Annotated in this window: 16 protein-coding genes; 5 read left to right on the top strand and 11 right to left on the bottom strand. The window is 55.8% G+C overall.

The genetic code is table 11. The features are described 5' to 3' along the window. Positions 1-320: 320 nt before the first annotated feature. Complete coding sequence (locus HUW35_RS13370; RefSeq protein ID WP_181252771.1) at positions 321-1,655, bottom strand: MFS transporter; 1,335 nt, start codon at positions 1,653-1,655, stop codon at positions 321-323. A gap of 658 nt (positions 1,656-2,313) precedes the next feature. Between HUW35_RS13370 and HUW35_RS13365 the strand changes: the two genes are divergently transcribed. Further along, positions 2,314-3,927, top strand: a complete 1,614-nt coding sequence (locus HUW35_RS13365) for a carboxylesterase/lipase family protein (RefSeq protein WP_181252770.1) — start codon at positions 2,314-2,316, stop codon at positions 3,925-3,927. Positions 3,928-4,058: 131 nt separating this feature from the next. Continuing rightward, the gene (locus HUW35_RS13360; RefSeq protein ID WP_181252769.1) at positions 4,059-4,652 is read left to right on the top strand and encodes a histidine phosphatase family protein; all 594 of its coding nucleotides are present in this window, start codon (positions 4,059-4,061) and stop codon (positions 4,650-4,652) included. 63 nt (positions 4,653-4,715) lie between these two features. Here HUW35_RS13360 and pepN read toward each other — a convergent pair whose 3' ends face one another. Then, positions 4,716-7,355: an aminopeptidase N gene (gene pepN / locus HUW35_RS13355; RefSeq protein WP_181252768.1), complete on the bottom strand. Its 2,640-nt coding sequence runs from the start codon at positions 7,353-7,355 to the stop codon at positions 4,716-4,718. 93 nt (positions 7,356-7,448) lie between these two features. Continuing rightward, the gene (ggt, locus tag HUW35_RS13350) at positions 7,449-9,119 is read right to left on the bottom strand and encodes a gamma-glutamyltransferase (RefSeq protein ID WP_181252767.1); all 1,671 of its coding nucleotides are present in this window, start codon (positions 9,117-9,119) and stop codon (positions 7,449-7,451) included. Between the two features lie 158 nt (positions 9,120-9,277). On the opposite strand from ggt, the gene HUW35_RS13345 reads away from it, so the two are divergent. The 3 genes from HUW35_RS13345 to HUW35_RS13335 all read left to right on the top strand — a co-directional run bounded on the left by HUW35_RS13345 (position 9,278) and on the right by HUW35_RS13335 (position 13,255). Continuing rightward, positions 9,278-12,418 carry a YdbH domain-containing protein gene (locus HUW35_RS13345; protein ID WP_181252766.1) on the top strand — a complete coding sequence of 1,047 codons (3,141 nt, stop codon included), beginning with the start codon at positions 9,278-9,280 and terminating at the stop codon, positions 12,416-12,418. Positions 12,419-12,611: 193 nt separating this feature from the next. Then, positions 12,612-12,824 carry a YnbE family lipoprotein gene (locus tag HUW35_RS13340; protein WP_181252765.1) on the top strand — a complete coding sequence of 71 codons (213 nt, stop codon included), beginning with the start codon at positions 12,612-12,614 and terminating at the stop codon, positions 12,822-12,824. A gap of 92 nt (positions 12,825-12,916) precedes the next feature. Continuing rightward, positions 12,917-13,255 carry a YdbL family protein gene (locus HUW35_RS13335; protein WP_181252764.1) on the top strand — a complete coding sequence of 113 codons (339 nt, stop codon included), beginning with the start codon at positions 12,917-12,919 and terminating at the stop codon, positions 13,253-13,255. 140 nt (positions 13,256-13,395) lie between these two features. Here the strand turns inward: HUW35_RS13335 and rpoS are convergent, their stop codons facing one another. The 8 genes from rpoS to HUW35_RS13295 all read right to left on the bottom strand — a co-directional run bounded on the left by rpoS (position 13,396) and on the right by HUW35_RS13295 (position 20,006). Next, the gene (gene rpoS, locus HUW35_RS13330) at positions 13,396-14,466 is read right to left on the bottom strand and encodes an RNA polymerase sigma factor RpoS (RefSeq protein ID WP_255463297.1); all 1,071 of its coding nucleotides are present in this window, start codon (positions 14,464-14,466) and stop codon (positions 13,396-13,398) included. A 227-nt stretch (positions 14,467-14,693) separates the two neighbouring features. After that, positions 14,694-15,446: a peptidoglycan DD-metalloendopeptidase family protein gene (locus tag HUW35_RS13325; RefSeq protein ID WP_181255711.1), complete on the bottom strand. Its 753-nt coding sequence runs from the start codon at positions 15,444-15,446 to the stop codon at positions 14,694-14,696. A 276-nt stretch (positions 15,447-15,722) separates the two neighbouring features. Then, on the bottom strand, positions 15,723-16,676 hold the full coding sequence (locus HUW35_RS13320; protein WP_181252763.1) for a DUF368 domain-containing protein: 954 nt from the start codon (positions 16,674-16,676) through the stop codon (positions 15,723-15,725). Continuing rightward, entirely contained in the window at positions 16,676-17,347 is a 672-nt protein-coding gene (locus HUW35_RS13315) for a protein-L-isoaspartate(D-aspartate) O-methyltransferase (protein WP_181252762.1), read from the bottom strand. The genes HUW35_RS13320 and HUW35_RS13315 overlap by 1 nt, the downstream gene beginning before the upstream one ends. A 107-nt stretch (positions 17,348-17,454) precedes the next feature. Beyond that, positions 17,455-18,447, bottom strand: coding sequence for a tRNA pseudouridine(13) synthase TruD (truD, locus tag HUW35_RS13310; protein WP_181252761.1), 993 nt, complete (start codon positions 18,445-18,447; stop codon positions 17,455-17,457). Next, positions 18,440-18,937, bottom strand: a complete 498-nt coding sequence (gene ispF / locus HUW35_RS13305; protein WP_181252760.1) for a 2-C-methyl-D-erythritol 2,4-cyclodiphosphate synthase — start codon at positions 18,935-18,937, stop codon at positions 18,440-18,442. The genes truD and ispF overlap by 8 nt, the downstream gene beginning before the upstream one ends. Then, positions 18,934-19,698: a 2-C-methyl-D-erythritol 4-phosphate cytidylyltransferase gene (ispD, locus tag HUW35_RS13300; protein WP_181252759.1), complete on the bottom strand. Its 765-nt coding sequence runs from the start codon at positions 19,696-19,698 to the stop codon at positions 18,934-18,936. The genes ispF and ispD overlap by 4 nt, the downstream gene beginning before the upstream one ends. Next, complete coding sequence (locus tag HUW35_RS13295; RefSeq protein WP_181252758.1) at positions 19,695-20,006, bottom strand: septum formation initiator family protein; 312 nt, start codon at positions 20,004-20,006, stop codon at positions 19,695-19,697. Before HUW35_RS13295 ends, ispD begins: the two co-directional genes overlap by 4 nt. Between the last annotated feature and the right edge of the window lie 49 nt (positions 20,007-20,055).

Here is a 20,055-nt window from a genome sequence, read left to right as displayed (position 1 = left end):
TCAATCACAATTCGGTATGGATCACTTATTCGGCTTTTTCAAGTCAGAGGCGTGTGACCAGACAATTGAATATATGTATGGACAATTTTTGCAGCGCCAATATAGAGATTTCAGCGATACAAATTCGACACCCGTCACAGTTTATGCGGAACTTTTAACGGATGCCGGAGGGCGCCCCAACGGAAGGAAGACATTTGCGTCTTTACAGGAAATTCGCCGTCAAAATTTCATGCAAGCGGAAACTTTGCGGAGATTGAAAGAAAAAAGGCCCCGGGTTGCGGGGCCATTTCAACGGTCGATTGGCTTTAGGGTCGGCAGGGTCAGGCGGCGGGCTTTGAAACCGGCGCTCCTTCCCGATCAGCAATATCTCCCACCTCCAACCTGGCTTCGTTCATCTCTGCGAGTACTTCTGCAAGCTGGTCCGGCTGCGAAGGTTTAACCGGCAGCGTCCGATTTAACTGGCGGCTGTAACGATAGAGGATTAACACGAAACCACACAGAACAAACATGCCCCAGTAAAGCGCGCTACCACCGGCCCACTCGATGATGAATCCCCCCGCCAAAGGCGCACTCGACCATCCGAGGGAATAAAAGGAAGATGCACCGAAATAACTCCCTCGCAAATGACTGGGAGCCATTCTGTCTACCTGAACGCTCATATTGGGAAACAGAATTGCCTCTGCAACACTCACTATAAAAGTTGCGCCCAACCATCCATAGAGCCAATCGATCGGGTTCAGCGCGAGCCAGACCTGCCCTGCCGCCAGAATGATAATCCCGACCATCATGCGATTGTTGACACACAGTGCCCGCATCAATCGCAGCAGGGGAAACTGCAGCAGCACGATCGTTAACGCATTCACCAGAATCATGCTGGATATCAACCCGACCAGTGCAGGCGCCTGCATCTGGGTCAGGTATTGCACCAGACTCGTGTCCATGTGTGCGTATATGAACAGCGCGAGGATATTGGCAAAAACAACCACAAGAAAAACCCGATCCTGGCGCAGCACCTGAACCGTACTGGCGAAACTGGTCTCTGTATGCTTCTGCGCCGAAGCGTGTTTTCCTGCAACCGAATAGCTGAATGCCCAGATAAACGCCAGGCACAACAGCAGATAGCTCACTCCGGTGAGTCCAAAGGTGGACTGCTGCGCACTGATGCCTGCCCAGACGCCAACAATCGGTCCGAGCGCCGCACCCACGTTGACCAGGAAATAGCGAAACTGTAACGCCAGTTCGCGGCATTTTTTATCGGGAATCAGATCGCCGAATAACGCACCGGCGGGTGGTTCCCAGATCGCACGGCCGATCGAACACAGGGTGATCGAAAGAACAAACGTGGACAGGCTTTCCGCCACGGCCAGTATAAAAAACGCCACTGCATTGATCGCAGTCCCCAGGATCAGGATATTGCGTCGTCCATAGCGATCCGACATGGCACCAACGTAAAACCCCAGTAGAGCGGACGCCATGGCGGATACACTGAGAATGATCCCGATATTTCCCGGGCTCAGGGCAAACTTTTCATGGAGGAGGATTGCCAGAAACGGCCAAACCATAAAATAGGTGCCGCGCCCAAAGAAACTGCCTATCAATACTATCCATATCAAGGGCGGTAAGCGGTAAAGAGATTGCCACCATTGCCTGTCCATCGCCGATTTCTCCTAAATTCACGGCATAAAAAAACCCGGAGGGCAGAACCCTCCGGGTTTTTCCTGAAGGGTTTGACCAAACCCTCCAGCACACTAAATCAGTTCACTGTCAGGTAATCATATCGCGCACTCGGATCGCCACAGCAGAGCACACAGCAATAGTTGCCGGGTGTTTACGCAGGTGCTTGGCTAGCATTTTTACGGACATCAGACGCGGAAATACGATCAGGGCTTTACTGACACCACCAGCAAGATCCGAAACTGCGGAAACACTTCCCTGACAATAGGAACGCGACCAACACATACACGCCGACACAGAGCTAAGCGTGCTCTGCCAGCGACATTCGGTCGTTAGTTTCAGGCCAAAAGAAAGGTTCACAAGGTTCTCACAGAGGGTTATCAAAAAGGATGTCCGTCAGATGCCGGAAAGCTGGAACGGCAATATCTTGACAGGAATTTTTAATCATATCTGAGTTTGTATTCATTGCAACCGGGCTGCCCAGCTATTTCGTATTTTTTTACCGGGAAATAGTTTGGTCACAATCAGGCAGAAACCCTTACCAATATGACAACTTCTATACTGAGTCTATTGTACGCAGCCTGCGTTTCAGGCTGCCAGTAAAGTGTTTTAGCTGAATGGAAATGGATACTTCCCGCTATGCCCAACTCTGGTCTCCCCACTTCTGGCTCCAATATCAACGCCGCCAAGACCACGCGCTCTTCCAGGCAGCACCCCGTCGTCAATGCCCCCTGCGGCGCCCTGCAAGGCAAGTTGGACCCGTCGGGCCGAGTGCAGCAGTTTCTCGGTATTCCCTATGCGCAATCTCCAGTGGGGGAAAGGCGCTGGCAGCCGCCTCAAAAACCTGGCCGATGGGAAGGCATACGTGATGCCACTCGGTACGGGATGCCCGCACCACAAAACCCCTCTCCCCTGTTCGAGATCAAGGGCCCCAATGGTGAGGAACCCGACAGCGAGGATTGCCTTTACCTCAACATTTACACGCCGGCAGCACCGCAGCAGGAAATCCTGCCCGTCATGGTTTGGATACATGGAGGCGCCTTCTATCTCGGCTCAGGTTGCCAGTCCCTATACAACGGGAAGTATCTGGCTGCCAGCGGTCGTGCGATTGTCGTCACGCTGAACTACCGACTGGGGGCGCTGGGTTTCCTGCGACTGAGAGACTGCTGTGACATCCCCGCCACAGGTAACGAGGGACTACTGGATCAGATCGCCGCGCTGCACTGGGTTCGCGAAAATATAGCGGCATTTGGCGGCAACCCGGACAACGTTACCCTGTTCGGAGAATCCGCAGGCGCCATGAGTATCGCTTCCCTGTTCGCGGCCCGGGGAAGTGATAAGGAGCCACTGACAGGCCAACTGTTCCATAAGGCGATCGTGCAAAGTGGAAATCCCGGTGTCTTCCACACCCCGGAAAGAGCCGCACAGCTGGCCGACAGATTCTGCGCAGAGTTGATGGCGCAACGGAACGGGAAGCCCTTACAACAGCCCCCGACCACCCGCGAGATACTCCAGGTGCAGGAAACCCTGTTAAACGCCCCCGATACCGGTCCTCAGTGGGGGCACCTTCCTTTCAAACCCGTACTGGATAGAGACTTGATCATACAGTCTCCCGTGGACGCCCTGCGCCAGGGTGCTGGCGCGGAAGTTTCCATAATGGTGGGCAGTAATCGCGACGAATGGAATCTGTTCAGCGCAGCGCGTCCGGAAACCCTGACGTTGGATGACCAGCAGATTCGCGGGCACCTCCAGTCGATTCTTCCCGACCACCTGCTGACCCCGCTACTGGATCACTATCGCCGGCGTGCAGAATCCCAGATGGAAAACCCCTGGCCACTGTGGAGCCGCACCTGGAATTTAATGCTGACCGATATGGTATTTACTGTTCCCGGGTTGCGCCTGCTTAAAGCCCACCGCGGAAAGCGCTATCACTATCACTTTGCCCAGCCACTCAATGCGCAGCCTTTACTGGGGGCCTGCCATGCCGCAGAACTCGGCTACGTATTCGGTACACACGACGATGCCTCGTTACAGCACTTGTATGGTGGCCAGAGCGAGCCACATATCCTTAGTGAAACCATGCGCAATGCATGGCTGAACTTTGCCGAATCCGGAAATCCTGGCAGCGACTGGCCCGGATTCGAACAGGGCCATTGCCGTAATTTTGGCGAGGCAGATTCTCCCCTGGATGTGGATACACTGCACGAACTGTGGGAGGCCCTCGAGGATACAAAACTACACGGCCTGCTGTAACGGCAGTGCGTTAACACTTTCCGGATGCAGCACGCTGCCCCCTGCTCGATCGGTTATGATGGAGCCAGTGCCTGTAGACCTTTTCGTATACGGGCAGTCAGATAAAAGAGTGCACCAGGGAGACCCGAGTTTTGCATAAGATCGTTCTTGTTCGTCACGGAGAAGCCGCAAAATCCGCTACCGATGCGGATCCAGGATTGACGGAGCGCGGCCAGCTGCAGGCCCAGCAGTTGGCTGCCGACCTGGACAAACACTTTCCCGAAGGACAGGGCGTACGTCTTGTAAGCAGCCCCAAAACCCGAGCCATTCAGACGGCCCTACCGATCGCTGCACGCTGGGAACAGGAAATAGAAGAAGAGCCCCGGGTAATCGAGATTCCCTCACCGCAGGGTATGCCCCTGGCGCAGCGGGGACACTGGATTAAAACATTACTGAATGACGGCTGGAATAGCCTCACTCCGGCTCAGGTTCAGTGGCGGAACACGGTAAAGGATTACCTGTTGGGACTGGGGGAGCAGAGGGAGAACACCGGTAATGCACATACCACGCTGGTGTTCTGTCACTTTATGGTGATCAACTCGGTCATAGCGGATATTCGCAATGACCTCAAGGTGGCTCAGTTCCACCCGGATTACACATCCCGCACGGAGTTGAGCCTGGCTGGTGGGACACTGAAAATTATTGAGCTGGGAGATGAGCGGGATATCGATAACCTGATTCAGTAGGAAGACACTGCCGACAACCCGTTATCTACATCCCGCCCTATTTTGAATACTCATATAAAAGCCTCAGGAGAGGCTTTTACTGACCACTTCATATAGATCCCGGGATAGCTCACCGCTTTCATTGATACGCCGCAAGGCCGCGTGAACCTGCTTGGATTCCTGTGCCCGGTACCTTTTCCAGCGAGTCAGCGGCGTCACCAGCCGTGAGGCGATCTGTGGATTCAGCTTGTCCAACGCAATAACCTGCTCAGCAAGGAATTCGTAGCCGCTGCCATCTTCCCGGTGAAACTGCGAGAAATTTCGCATGGCAAAGCCGCCGATAACTGCGCGAACCTTATTCGGGTTTTTCAGTTCAAATGCCGGATGTTCCATCAAGGCATGCACTCGTTCCAATGTGCCGAAACTCGCGCTGCTGCTTTGCAGGCCAAACCAGGTTTCCACCACCTGGGTATCCTGCTGCCACTGTTGATAAAAAGTCTCCAGATGCTCTACAGCCTCTTCGCGCGGAGCGTATTCCACCAGGGCGCCCAACGCCGCGGCGACATCGGTCATGTTCTCGTCACGCTCGAACTGCGCTTTCGCCATCGCCAACCCGTCCTGATCCCCATCAACACAGAGATACGCAAGACAGGTGTTTTTCAGGCTGCGCTGCGCGATGTCATCGGCACTGGGCTGGTAGGGCTTGCGCTGATCCAGCTGCTGGTAGCGGTTGAGAAAGCGCGATTTGAGAGCACTGGCAATAGACACTTTGGCGAAATCCCGCGCTGCGATGATCGCATTTGCATCGATAGATTCGCCGTGCTCCGCCAGTTCCTGGGCACTGGGTAACGCCAGCATTTTGGCGACCAGCGCTGGATCCAGCGAGGTGTTATCGAGTACTGCGGCGTACCCCTTTATCAACGCCTCGGGTACCTGCATTGCACCGTTTTCACGGTACTGGCGCTGGAGAAATTGCAGCGTATTCAGAGCCAATCGCTGGCAAGCATCCCAGCGGTTGAAGGGATCCGTATCGTGCTGCATCAGAAACTGGAGTTGTTCTACGCTGTAGCCATAATGCAGTTTTACCGGTGCAGAGAACCCACGCAGAAGAGAAGGCAGCGGCTGTTCTGCTATGCCGTCAAAGTGGAACTCCTGGGCGGACTCGGTGAGGTGCAATACCGTCTCCAGCGCGCCAGACTCATCCAGTGCAAGCGGGGTACCGCTCTCGCCGAGCAGGCCAACAGTCACGGGGATATGCAGGGGTTGCTTGTCTTTCTGCCCCGGGGTGTCAGGTGTGTGTTGCCGGATCGTCAGCGTGTAGCGAGCGGCCTCAGCATCATAAGTATCCGCCACTTCGAGTACCGGTGTTCCCGCCTGACTGTACCAGCGGCGGAACTGCTTGAGATCGGCATTGTTGGCGTCTTCCATCGCGGCAACGAAATCTTCGCAGGTCACTGCACACCCGTCGTGCCGCTGGAAGTACAGATCACTGCCGCGACGGAAGGCCTCGGCACCGAGTATGGTGTGTATCATCCGCACCACTTCCGCGCCCTTCTCATAGACCGTGAGGGTATAGAAGTTGGAAATTTCCATGTACGAATCAGGTCGCACCGGATGGGACATGGGCCCCGCGTCCTCAGCAAACTGCGCAGTACGTAACAGCGTCACGTCCTCAATGCGCTTGACCGCGCGCGAATTCATATCTGCGGAAAACTCCGCGTCCCGGAACACGGTAAAACCCTCTTTCAGGCTCAACTGGAACCAGTCTCTGCAGGTCACCCGATTGCCGGACCAATTGTGGAAATACTCGTGGGCAACGATGGATTCAATACGCTGGAAGGCGGCATCGGTGGCCGTTTCCGGGCTGGCCAGTACGCAGGCGGAGTTGAATATGTTGAGCCCCTTGTTTTCCATGGCCCCCATATTGAAGTGGTCCACTGCCACGATCATAAAGATATCGAGATCGTATTCGCGCCCGTAAACCTCTTCATCCCAGCGCATGGAGTGCTTGAGCGAGGTCATGGCATGGGCGCACTTGCCAATATTGCGGGCCTCAGTAAACAGCTGGAGTTTTACCGCGCGACCACTGCTTGTGGTAAAGGTGTCTTCCACATGTTTCAGATCCCCCGCGACCAGGGCAAACAGGTAGGAAGGTTTGGCAAACGGGTCTTCCCAGGTGATACGCAGGCGGCCATCATCGGTCGTACCGCTGTCGACCTTGTTTCCGTTGGAAAGCAATACCGGGAATGTGGCGGGCGCAACGATTGTGGTGGTGAATACGGACATGACATCCGGGCGATCCGGGTAAAAGGTGATCTTGCGAAACCCTTCCGCCTCACACTGGGTACAGTACATGCCATTGGAGAGATAAAGCCCCTCCAGCGACGTGTTGGATTCCGGCGCAATGCGGGTCTGTACTTCCAGTTCAAATTCAGGCTGCTCAACTGCCAGTGAAAGGCCGCCGTCCTTTTCCTGATAGCGCTGTGCCGGCAGCAGTTCGCCATTTTCGGCAATGGATAGTAATTCCAGGTCCACCCCATCCAGCCACAGTGGCGGCAGGGATTCACCGACTGTCGCCACCGCTGGGTTGCGGCGTATTTTCAAGCGGGATTTAACCAGTGTCGCGTGCGGGTCCAGGTCGAACGTCAGCTCGGTCTTGTCTACCAGGTAGTCCGGTGCCCGATAGTCAGACAGATAAATCGTGCTGGGCTGGGAATCTCTCATTCTTTACAGTCTCTTGTGTACCTCCGGGTGGCCGCTGGGCCACCCGACTTCCATTAATTGTATTGCGAGTCCGAATGCTTTATCGGCAACGGCTCAGTAGCCTGCGGCCTGACCATCCTTGCGGCTTTCCGAGGCCCCCTGATACACGCCATTGTCGGCTTTCAGAATGGCCTGGTAGCCGCCATAGGGACCGCTCTCAAAACGCACCTGATGGCCCATCTGGACAAGTTTACGCCGGGTCTCCATGGGGAAACCATCTTCCAGGCTCAGGTATCCACCATCCTCCATCAGCTCATCGGTGGGCTGGCTGGAGCCGCTGTGCAGAATGCGCGGTGCATCACCCGCCTCCTGCACGTTCAAGCCGAAGTCCACCATATTGATAACAATCTGCGCATGCATCTGCGGCTGGGTGGCACCACCCATCACCCCGAAGCTGAGCCAGGGTTTTCCCTCTTTGGTAACAAACGCAGGGATAATGGTATGGAAGGGGCGCTTACCCGGCTGGTACTGGTTGAAGTGCCCCTCTTTCAGGCTGAACATTTCTCCGCGGTCCTGCAGGATAAATCCGAGTTCGCCAGGGGTCATACCCGAGCCCATGCCGCGGTAATTACTCTGGATCAGGGAAACCATGTTGCCGTCTTGATCGGCGGTGGTCAGGTAAATGGTGTCGCCGTGGCGCAGGGCCACATTGCCCGCGTCGTAACGTTTTGCCGCTTTTTCAGTATTAATGAGCTTGCGGCGTTTATCGGCATAGGGCTTGGAAATCAGCTCTTTAACCGGCAGCTTGTTGAAATCCGGATCCGCGTAATACTTGGCGCGATCCTCAAACGCCAGCTTTTTGGCTTCCGCGAACAGGTGTACATATTCCGGGCTCTGTCGACCGAGTTTCTTCAGGTCATACCCTTCAAGGATGTTCAGGATCTGCAGTGCAGCAATGCCCTGTCCATTAGGCGGCAGCTCCCATACATCATAGCCGCGGTAATTGGTTGATACCGGTTCAATCCAGTCGGACTTGTGGCTGGCGAGGTCTTCGTAGGAGAGAAAGCCGTCGTTGGCCTTCATATAACGATCAATTTCCCGGGCGATATCCCCCTTATAAAAGGCATCGCGTCCGCCATCGGCAATCTTCTGCAATGTCTTTGCAAGGCGCGGATTGCGAAACAGTTCGCCCTCTTTCGGCGCGCGGCCATCCGGCATATAGGTCTCGCGAAAACCGGGGAACTTCTCCAGAACAGGTACGGATCGATTCCAGTAATAGGCCACCAGCTGGGTAACGGGAAACCCTTCGTTGGCGTAGGTAATCGCTGGTGCGAGAAGCTCCGCCATAGGCAGTTTGCCGAATTTTTCGTGCAGCTCAAACCAGCCATCTACGGCGCCTGGCACCGACACGGGCAATGGTCCGTGCGAGGGGATCTTGTCCAGATTATTGTCGGCAAAATAACTGAACGGCAGCGATTTCGGCGACCGCCCACTGGCGTTCAGCCCGTGTAACTTCTTGTCGTCGGCACTCCAGACAATGGCGAACAGATCACCGCCGATGCCATTGCCGGTGGGTTCCATCAGCCCCTGCACGGCATTGGCAGCTATCGCTGCGTCTACCGCACTGCCGCCCTTCTTCAAAATATCCAGCGCCACCTGGGTGGCGAGGGGCTGACTGGTGGCGGCCATGCCGTGTGTCGCCAGAACCGGGGAACGGCTGGCGAACCCTTCGCCATTCACGCGGTCATACGCATTGGCAATGCTGACCAGGGACAAGGTGCCCATAAGTGCCACAATGGCTGTTGTCAGGCTAAACCGGCTTTTTCTATACCCTGCGCGTAAAACTGTCATCATGGATTTCACAATTACTGCCCCTGTCGTTATTCTCAGAACAAGTCTCTACGTTTAGTCGATGATTCTCAAGCCAGTCAACCGAGGTTTTCGTGCGATCTGTCTCCCGCCTGTTTACTGTTGTGGCAGGACTGCTGCTTTTGCTCCTGCTGGCGGGTATATCCGGCTGGCTGACCCGGCATCACTGGGTACCTTTCGCTCTCAACCAGGCGTTGACGGGCGTTGAAGTTACCGAATTGCGTGGGCTTACAGTAACCCGCGCCACAGGTAGTCTCAGTGCAGAAATTGAGCAGTTGCACCTGCTTACCGATTCCGGACTTGGCATTACCTTTGAAGGGGCCCGCCTCACCGACCTGCCGGCACTGCTGCGCAGCGAAGCCACGAGTCAACTGCACATAAATAGTGTATCGCTGCAAAGTTCTGCCACCGCCCAGACTGGCGCACCATCCCCGACTTCGCCCAGCTCGCCGACAGGACGCACACCAGAACACCCGGCGTCCACCGTCGCGAACGGCACCCAACCATCTCAATTCCTGATTAGCGACACACTCCACAGCCTGCGCAACATTCCGATCAATAAGGTAGCAGTGGACGCGCTTTACTGGCCGCAAAAAATCGACGGGCACCTGTCCGTGACCGCGCTAAATGCTCCGGGGCACCAGATATCTGCGCAAATCCTGAGCTCCCGGTGCACGAGCTGCACCCTGGAAACGGAAATTCTGGCACCTGACGAGGGCACAGTCTCGATTCAGATACTGCTATCCCATCAAGGCAAACGCGCATCCGAATTCCAGGGAACACTGGAGATCAAAGATACTTTACCCGGGGTTCCGGGAGCGGTTAACTGGAGACTAGACAGCCGACTGCACGTATTAGCGCAGCGCCTCGCGCCGCTAATAGAGCAGCTTGAAGTTGCGCCCTCCTCCTCTACGGCGAACGCCACAGACTGGATCGCCATTGCCCAATCTCTAAACGGAGACATACAGCTGACGCTACTCGGCGAAGTGCCCGAGGAGCTGCGTAATATCGCTGATATCAGGAACTTGTCCGCAACGCTCCATGCTCCGGCTCTTTCCCTTGATGTTCCTGAGGAGATGGCAGGAATACCGCTCACGGTAACTTATGCTTCGGAAGCGCCGCTAGCACTCGATGTGCAGTCGATATCCCCACTGCTAGTGAACTCGGTGCAGGGAGAGTTTGAGGTAAAGCTAATTCCAGCAACCGATTCGAACGCCCCCACCGACAAGGCATCTGCGCCCCCCATACTGGAAACGGACATCGCACTGGCAACAGAGCAATCCGCGCCGAAGGCACTGTTTGATGGCTTTGTTAACCTTGCCCAGCTTGCGCCACTGGCTTCGAGCGAGAAATGGAAATCAATCCTTGGCGATTACGGGCTGGCGGAACTCAGCGGGCGGAGTAGCTTTACCGGTCGCGCCGGTCTCCCCGCATTCGACACCTTCACATCCAGCAGCACGCCACCCGGGCTGCGCGATCTGTCGGTGCAGGTAGCAACAAAAGAACCCGTAAGGTTTCTGCTCTCCCTGCCGGAGAAATCCAACCCACTGGCTGCAACCGGCTGGCAAAACCTATTGGTAAAAGCCAGTCTGGCACAGCCTCTAACAATCACCGCAGACAGGATTCCCGGTACCGTGGCACTGCGAATTCCGCTCCTTGAATTTGACTCGGCAATGCTACAGAAAAGCCAGCGCGAAGCTTTACCGAAAACCCCGAAGTTGATCGGCAAACTGCGCGACCTGCAATGCGATGCCCTTCCTGATATTGCGTGTGCCCTAAGCCTCGATACGCAATTGACCACGCTGGATCTGGCGGATTCGAAAACAGCCCTGACCGCCGTCAAGCTGGAAACCGCAGCGACAATCACAAAGCCCTCCGGCAGTCAGGGGTTTGATGCATCCTTCACCAACTTGAACCTGGTGGCGGAAAAAATGATCTCGGGTCCGTTAAACATTTTGACACCGGAATTTTTTACCCAGCAGGCCTCCTGCCAGATTCAGGGACCCGGGTTTTCCTGTAATGCGCCTCAGCTGGCCATCAGCATCGCGCCATTGTCACTGAAGGAAAACCGGATTGAAGGGGCGGTATTCCTCAAGGACCTGTCGATTCAGGGCAACTCGAACACGAAATATGGGCTTAGCGCCCGGGCCCAGTTTCACGGAGAAGGCCTCAATGTAAAGGCACTCGGAAAGTTCGAGGCCTCCTTCGCCACCGACGGACAGCTGGAGATGAAAGACGGCCTTATCTCCGGCACCAGTGCTTTATCCAGTGGTCCCATCAAGGTAACTTCCAGCTGGCAGCACAATATGGACACAGGGAAAGGACAGCTCGATCTTGAATTACCCGAGAGTACCTTTTCGCCTGACAATGCACTCTCCCATGCGATACAGGGCCTGCCAGTCGATATTGTCGACGGCCACCTGAGCGCCTCGGCGCGCCTGCACTGGCCTGCAAAAGGACAGGATCAGCTTTCCCTGACCATGCGGAATACAGGTCTCCAATACAATGAGAGCTTTGCCGTCGGAGTGAATGCCGCATTGCAATTGCAACAAAGCAAGGGCCACTGGATCAGCCAAAAACCGGCACGGGTGTCTATCGACAAAGTGGATACCGGCGTTGCAGTCAACAACCTCCACTTTACACTGGCATTGCAACCGGACGGGGACATCACCCTGAAAGACTTCGCCGCCGAGCTATTGGAAGGTGTCCTGACGTCGCAGCAACTTACCTGGAACCAGGATGGGGAAGAGCGTCGCTCTCTCGTCAAGTTCACCGGGATATCCATCGGTGCCCTCGCCCGAGAGATGGAATCCACCAACTTTGCCGCCAGTGGCCTGCTCGATGCGACACTACCACTGACCACGGATCGGCAGGGTGTCACCATTCAGGATGGCAATCTCCAATCCCGTCCCCCGGGCGGGCGCTTACGCTACTACGGGGCATTCTCCCAAGCCATGCTGGGGAATAACCCGCAATTAAAACTGATTGCCGGCGCGCTCGAGGACTACAACTACCGGGATATACAGGGCACCGTGAACTATCCCTTGAGTGGGGACTTGCTGCTCAATATGAAGTTGACCGGGCGCAGTGATGCTATCGACGCCAATCGCGACCTGATCATCAACCTGAACCTCGAAAACAACGTGCCCACCATGCTGCGCTCCCTGCGGGCCAGCCGGGATCTGACGGATGTACTGGAACAACAGGTACAGTAAGGCAATGAGTCGCAGTAGCGATTGCACAGAAACGCACCAAATTCTGTACACTGTTCAGTTACGGTTAATCCGACAGAATCTATAGTAATCATCAACAGCTCCCAGGCGCCTCCGTCGGGCCCGGTCCTTTACAGAGCCCTGGCAACCTGTACGACACCCTGACGAAAAATCCTGGAAGAAACCGGAGTATTCAGTGAAACAGACAGGAACCATAAAGCGCTCGGCAATCTGCCTGCTGCTCGTGCTCGGTGGCGCCGTTACCACCGCGTGTACGCCCACAGTCGCAGTACAGGCACCGAGCGAGCCCATTACCGTCAACCTCAACGTGAAGATCGAGCACGAGATTCGTGTCAGGGTCGACAAGGAACTGGACGACCTGTTCGAAGATAAGGAAGGGATTTTCTGACGTCCCCTACGCTATGCGGTACTAGTGACCGCACCATGGGAACGAGGAAATCAGCCGGTATTACCGATCGAGATAAGGAATCAAATACAGCCATGAAACCGACTATCAAGAAACTGCTTGCAGGACTTTTTTCACTCACTCTGCTGATTGCCCTGCCGGCCGCTGCAATCACCCTGAAAGAGGCGCAGAGCAAGGGTATAGTGGGCGAAGCCAACAGTGGGTATATCGCCGTTGTTCAGGGCAGCTCGCCAGAAGTAGATGCCCTGATAGCTGAGGTCAATGCCAAGCGGAAGCGTGAATACGCAGCGATTGCCAAGCGCAACAATATCGATATCAGCCAGGTTGCCGCACGTGCCGCAGAAAAGCTGGAAGCGCGCCTGTCCCGCGGAGAGTATTACCAGGACAATCTCGGTCGCTGGAAACAGAAGTAAAACTGTTATCAACAATCGGGTTGATGGCAGAAAGCAGACCAGTAAAACGAAAAAACCCGCAACACAGGTTGCGGGTTTTGATCAAGGAAACGGAATCGGGTTAACTCAACACAATCTCACACGGGCCAACCAGGCACGATTCAGAGATTGGCGAACAGAGACATCCCATCCAGGCCCTGGTTCTCCATCACTTCACGCAGACGCTTGAGCGCATCCACCTGTATCTGACGGACGCGTTCACGGGTCAGACCTATTTCACGCCCGACTTCTTCCAGTGTACTGGCTTCATATCCACGCAGGCCAAATCGGCGGGAAACCACTTCGCACTGCTTATCCGGCAGCTCACCCAACCAGCGGTTGATACTGTCAAACAGATCCTTGTCCTGCAGTAATTCCGCGGGATCCGATTCCTGCTGATCGGGGATGGTGTCAACCAGAGTTTTTTCAGACGAGGGACCGATAGGCGTATCTACAGAAGTCACACGCTCATTGAGCCCCAGCATCCGCTCAACGTCTTCCACCGGCTTTTCCAGAAGGTTGGCAATTTCTTCTGCAGAAGGCTCATGATCAAGCTTCTGTGCCAGTTCGCGGGATGCCCGGAGGTACACATTCAGCTCTTTCACTACATGAATAGGCAAACGGATGGTACGCGTCTGATTCATGATGGCGCGTTCAATAGTCTGTCGGATCCACCAAGTGGCATAAGTGGAGAAGCGGAACCCCCGCTCAGGGTCAAATTTTTCCACCGCGCGGATCAAGCCGAGATTACCCTCTTCAATGAGGTCCAACAGCGCCAAGCCGCGGCTGACATAACGGCGGGCGATCTTTACAACCAGTCGCAGGTTGCTTTCGATCATGCGCTTACGCGCAGCCGCGTCACCTCGCAAGGCTTTACGAGCGTAGTAGACCTCCTCTTCTGCAGTCAGCAGAGGAGAGAAACCGATTTCGTTGAGATATAGCTGGGTTGCATCCAGGTTTTTCTGCCCGTACGTATCATCCAGTTTACGCACGCCAGACTTCTGGGCAGGTTCTTTTTTTGTTGCTTTGGTAGGGGTTGCTTTATGAGAGATTGTTTCGGAGTTTTTTTTTGCCGATTTACTCCGGGGACGGCTTGTTTTAGTGGACGCTGCGGTAGCTTCTTGCTCCACAGGTTCGGGTGAAAGATCTGCTCTGGAACTGAAGTCCAGGTGATCGTGTCGTTGTGCTTCCATTTCCCCAACTCCTTGTACTTTGCCTGTATCAGCCGCTTCGATAGCTCGCGATCGCTGAATCGGTCGCTGTCTAGGCGACAGCCTCCGTTCCCGGCACCTCACCCTCGTTGGTGAGTAGTGTCACTGCAGGGCAGTTACTGCCGATCCCGGTGACTACCTCAAGTGGTTATAAATAAAAGTCCATTTTTATTGCACAACAGCGTAAAGACAGGCCGATCTTTCACCGATTAAGGCAAGTACGCCATGGGGTCTACAGGCTGGCCATTCTTGCGAATTTCAAAGTGGAGCATATCGCGGTCGGTACCACTCGAACCCAGTTCCGCTATCCGTTGCCCTGCTTTGACTTTCGCCCCCTCACCGACAAGTAACTTGTCGTTGTGGGCGTAAGCACTGAGGAACTCCTCGCTGTGCTTGAGAATCAGAAGCTTGCCGTAACCTCTCAGTGCGCTTCCGGCGTAAATCACTGTGCCATCCGCTGCTGCCTGAACAGATTCCCCCTTTTTCCCGGCGATATCAACACCCTTTCGCAGGGGGTTGTTGGCCTGGAAACTGGAAATCACCCTCCCCTTCACCGGCCAGCGCCAATTTGTGTCAAAACTGTGACGGTCCGGAATTGACGTTTTCTGAACTTTCTTTGGTGAAGATTTCGCCACAGCAACACGTGAAGGAGGTGTAACGGCACGCGGTTGCCGACGGGGTGGTGCCGATTTTCTGGCCACCTGAACCGGGGCACGACCGGCAAGTTTCAATCGTTGCCCCGGGAAAATCCGGTAGGGCGAAGTTATACCGTTGATAGCGGCTAAGTCTTTGAAATCTTTACCGTATCTCCAGGCAATCGAATACAGGGTCTCGCCTTTACTGACCAGATGGTGCTGTAGTTTCTGACTGGGTGGCTGGCTTAAAGAAGAGGTAGGGGCCAGGTTACTGGCACACGCTGTCGCGAAAGCCGACAGCAAGCATATGATTAAAATCTTAAACACGCGAGTTCCGAGCTGGCGCAATACGCTTTTCGGAATCCCGGAAAATGCGGTGTTTTTATGTCGATAGATGCGCCGTTTCATTATTCTCTTTTTACATCAAAGGGGTGCATTTATGGAAAAAGTGTCTAAAGAAAACTGCCGTTTTACCCCTTGCCGGCGGTAAAAAATACCGGAGCCCGGCAACCACTCAATACGGTGCCGGTATCCACCTAAAACCCCCGCCAGACTCCGTCACTTACCCGGTGAGTTTTGGGCGCAGGTCGTGTAAGCCGCGGCTTATTGTTGGTGTGCGACATTACCTACATGGCGCCAGTGCAACCACTCGATACTCAGTACCAGTAACACCGCTGCGACAGCAGCGCTTAGCGCCCCCAGCATAAAAGAAGGCTGGCCAGTTACCGCAGCAAACTCGGCAGGCAGAACGTTGGACATCATCGGAGCGAGTTTCTCACCAGAGATATCGACTCCTTTTGCCGCCAACTTCCAGGGCCATACAATTTTCAGGCTCCCCAGCAGAATTCCCACAAGGAATGACAGGGTCACTGAGGGAAACCGGTGCATCAGCCACGACAGCAGGCGACTGAATAACAGAAGGCCACATACGGCGCCGGCACCAAACCAGGCCAACGCACTCACCTGCATCTGGTGTACCGCGGAAATGACCTGGGGGTAAATACCGATCATCAGCAATATAAAGGACCCGGAGATCCCCGGCAGGATCATGGCGCAGATTGCCAGGGCGCCAGAGAAAAACAGGGTATAAGGAGTGGCAACGATTTCTGTGGGCCGCATTTCGCTGACCAGGATCGCCAGGGCACCGCCGAGCACCAGCGCCAGCCAGCATTGCCAGGTCCAGTTCGGGACCCGGCGGGCAATGGGCACTACCGATGCCAGGATCAGGCCGAAAAAGAACCCCCACACCACAATCGGGTAGCTGGCGAGCAGGTAAGAGATCACCTTGGCGAGGCTGAAAATACTGATCAGGACGCCAGAAAACAGTGCCAAAAGAAAGGTACCGTTGATATAACGCCACGCGGCCGCAATCCCCTGCTTGAACAGGATGGTCAGTGTATGCGGCCCTATACGGCTGAGGGAATCTAGTAATTCCTGATAAATACCGGTGATAAAGGCAATGGTGCCTCCAGATACGCCGGGTACGACATCTGCCGCGCCCATGGCAAGCCCGCGCACGGCGACGCCGATATAGCGATTGCGGTACAGGCTGGACATCAGCGCACTACCCCACTGAGCAGGGGCACAAAACGGACAGGTTCGGCTTTTTCCACATCGAATCGGGTACCGTCTTCACTGCGACTCACAATGGTCAGGTACTGGGAGTCACTGCCCACCGGGATGACCAGCACGCCGCCCGGCGCCAACTGCTCTCGCAACTCATCCGGCACGCTGGCGGGCGCGGCTGCACAGAGGATGGCATCGTACGGGCCCTGCTCCGGCCAGCCAAAGCCTCCACTACTGAGGCGCATCTCTACGTTAAAAATACCCAGCTCACGCATTCGCTGGCGCGCTTTGACCAGAAGTGGCTCCACCCTCTCCACTGAATAGAGCTTGTCCACCAGACGTGCGAGGATCGCGGTTTGGTAACCGGAGCCAGCGCCCACTTCCAGTACCCGAGCACGGGAGCGAGCGCGACTGACCAGCAGTTCGGTCATGCGGGCGACAATATAGGGTTGGGAAATGGTCTGGCCATAACCAATCGGCAGTGCAGTGTCCTCATAGGCGCGTATCGCCAGAGCCTCGTCCAGAAACAAATGGCGAGGCGTAGATGCCATTACATCCAGCACTTCCTCACTGCTTATCCCCTCTTCCCGCAGTCGCTGAATCAGGCGATTGCGGGTGCGCTGGGACGTCATGCCCAGGCCTTCGTGTCTCAATCGATCCATAAGGACGCCATATCTCCCTGCAAGCGGTGCACCGGATTGAATCCCCAACGAAGATCCGGTGACTGACCGACATCGCATTTGCGGCGCCGATCACATTTTGTTGTCGTTTATTTTATTGCGCCAGTGGACTGGTTGACCAGTTCTGCTACTTCCCTGAGCACCGCGGTGGCAAAAGTTCCTGGCGGGAGCGCAAATGAGAGGACGAGATCCTCTTCCTCCCAGTCAGCCTGGAATCCCTGAGGCTGAAGCATCAGCGGACGCCTCTCCTGACTGAGACCACAATGCTCCAACCAGTCACACCATTGTTTCCAGGGGGCCATTGCCGCCTGTTCGAGATCCAGCTGAGCCCCGGAGGCGGGATTGCGCCCTCGCCCCCACAACGGGCCAGAGGCCGCCGATTCCGGCTCCCCTTCCATCAAATCCCGCCAGTTATCCGCTGCCACGCGCTCGGCAAGCACCTGGTTGAACAGCCAGCTACGTCCCGCAGACATGGCGAAAGCTTTCTGATTGCGCGGGATCCGCCGCCGCTTCCCGGCTTCCTGCTCACCACTGAAACGGTTTACCAGATCCAGATTACCGCCGTTGTGCCCAAAGCGCTGCTCACCAAAATAATTGGGAACGCCAGCGGGTACCCGCTCAAGTACCGCTGCCGCAGCGGCTTGGTCGCCGCGGACATTGCGCAGGCGAATCTTGAAGCGATTACCGAGATGCTCACCGCGACGCAGTTTGCGCGGACCGCGAAAATACGTCAGCAGGGTGATTTCATCACTCTCTATCTGGCGCCAGTCCGGCTCCGGCTTTTGCGCAAGCCACACACTGAACCACTGGGTGGTTACCGCGTGGCGATCCTTGAGCCCATAGAAGCCCACATCGTTATTCTGTACGCCCGCCAGTCGAGCGAGCTGCTGCGCGACAAAACCGGTGTTGGCACCACGCTTGCGAATCTGTAGCAGTACATGCTCACCCTCGCCAGGCTGCGGTGCGGCCAGCTCCTCCACAACAAAGTCTTCCGGCTCGCTGCGGAAATCGGCGCTGATGGCTGCGCCGCCCAGCGCTCTCGGCCAATCGAGATTCCAAGGGGTATCCTGTTGATCACTCACTGGCGCAACTTCCCCTCGCTTCTAGCAACACTACAGCCTGGGCAGCGATACCTTCCTTGCGGCCGGTAAATCCGAGCTTTTCGCTAGTGGTGGCTTTGACGCTGATACATTCAGCATCCACACCACAGTCCGAGGCAATATTTTCCCGCATGGCATCGATATGGGGAGCCATTTTAGGTGCTTGGGCTACGAGGGTGGCGTCGGCATTGACCAGGCGATACCCCCTTTCAGTGATCAGCCCAATCACATGGCGCAGCAGCATGCGGCTATCGGCCCCCGAGTAGGCCTCATCGGTATCGGGGAAATGTTTGCCAATATCACCGAGTGCCAGCGCACCCAGTAGTGCATCAGCGAGCGCGTGTAGCAGAACATCACCATCGGAGTGGGCAACAAGGCCCAGTTCGTAGGGAATGGTGACTCCACCGAGGACGACGTGGTCCCCGGGGCCGAAGGCATGCACGTCGATGCCCTGGCCAATTCTGAAACTCATGTATCTGTTCCTGACTGAATTCTTTCGAGGGTTTGACGATGTTGCAGCAGCGCTTCCGCCAGGATCAGGTCGGCGGGATGGGTAATCTTGAAGTTGCTGCGGCAGGCGGGGACCAGTTGCGGGTGGTATCCGGCCATTTCCAGCGCACTGGCTTCGTCAGTTATGGTTTCCGGGGCCTGCGCGAGGCCTGTCTTGAGGGCCTCGTGCAATACTGCGAGCGGTGCTTTCTGCGGCGTCTGCGCGAGCCAGATCCGCTCCCGGGACAGGGTTCGCTCTACCGCAGGCTCACCGTTCTTATCCCGCGATTGCTTGATGGTATCGCTGGCGGGCTGGGCAAGCAGGGCTGTGGCGCCGGCGGCCAGCAGGCTTTCTATATCCTTGCGGCTCACCAGGGGGCGCGCTGCATCGTGGACGAGGACCAATGTCTCGGGGTCTGCACGCTCGCTGAGAAAATTCAGGGCGGCGAGGACGGAGTCTGCCCGTTCGGCGCCTCCGGTGACGGTATGTACTCTGAAGTCCTGCGCAGCGGCGAGGTGTTCAAATTCACGATCGTCAGCAGCAATGGCGACGACGACGCCGGTAAGACCGGGCCACTGGAGGATATTCTCTAGGGTATGGGCGATCAGGGGTTTGCCGGCGAGGGGCAAATATTGTTTGGGTTTGCCTGCGCCCATGCGTTTGCCGGAACCGGCCGCGGGAACGATAGCCCAGTAGCTGGTTGCAACCGGGGTCGGTTCAGGCGAATTCTCTGGAGTGTTCATTGTTTTTCTCGCTGAGACTCAGGCGCTTTGTTTTTGTCCTGGTCGAGAAAAATAAACAGGGTTTCGCCTTCTTTAATCAGGCCGAGGTCATAGCGGGCTTTGGCTTCTACGCCGTCGGTGCCCTCTTTGAGGCTGCGCACTTCGCGCAGTAACTGACGGTTTTCCCGCTCGAGCGCAGCATTTTTCTGCTGCTGGACATTGAGCTGCCGTTCCAGACGGGTCACTTCTGCAAAACTGCCGTCACCCACCCACAACCGGTATTGGGTCATCAGCAACAGGACGGTGAGAATTGCCAGCAGCCATTTCATTTCGTTTGTTCTCTCTGGCTTATACGGTTCGCACGGATCGAGTTCCGTG

The organism is Microbulbifer sp. YPW1, from assembly GCF_013367775.1.
Taxonomy (GTDB): domain Bacteria; phylum Pseudomonadota; class Gammaproteobacteria; order Pseudomonadales; family Cellvibrionaceae; genus Microbulbifer.
Note: the sequence above shows the minus strand (reverse complement) of the source record. Positions and strands in the feature narration are given on the sequence as shown.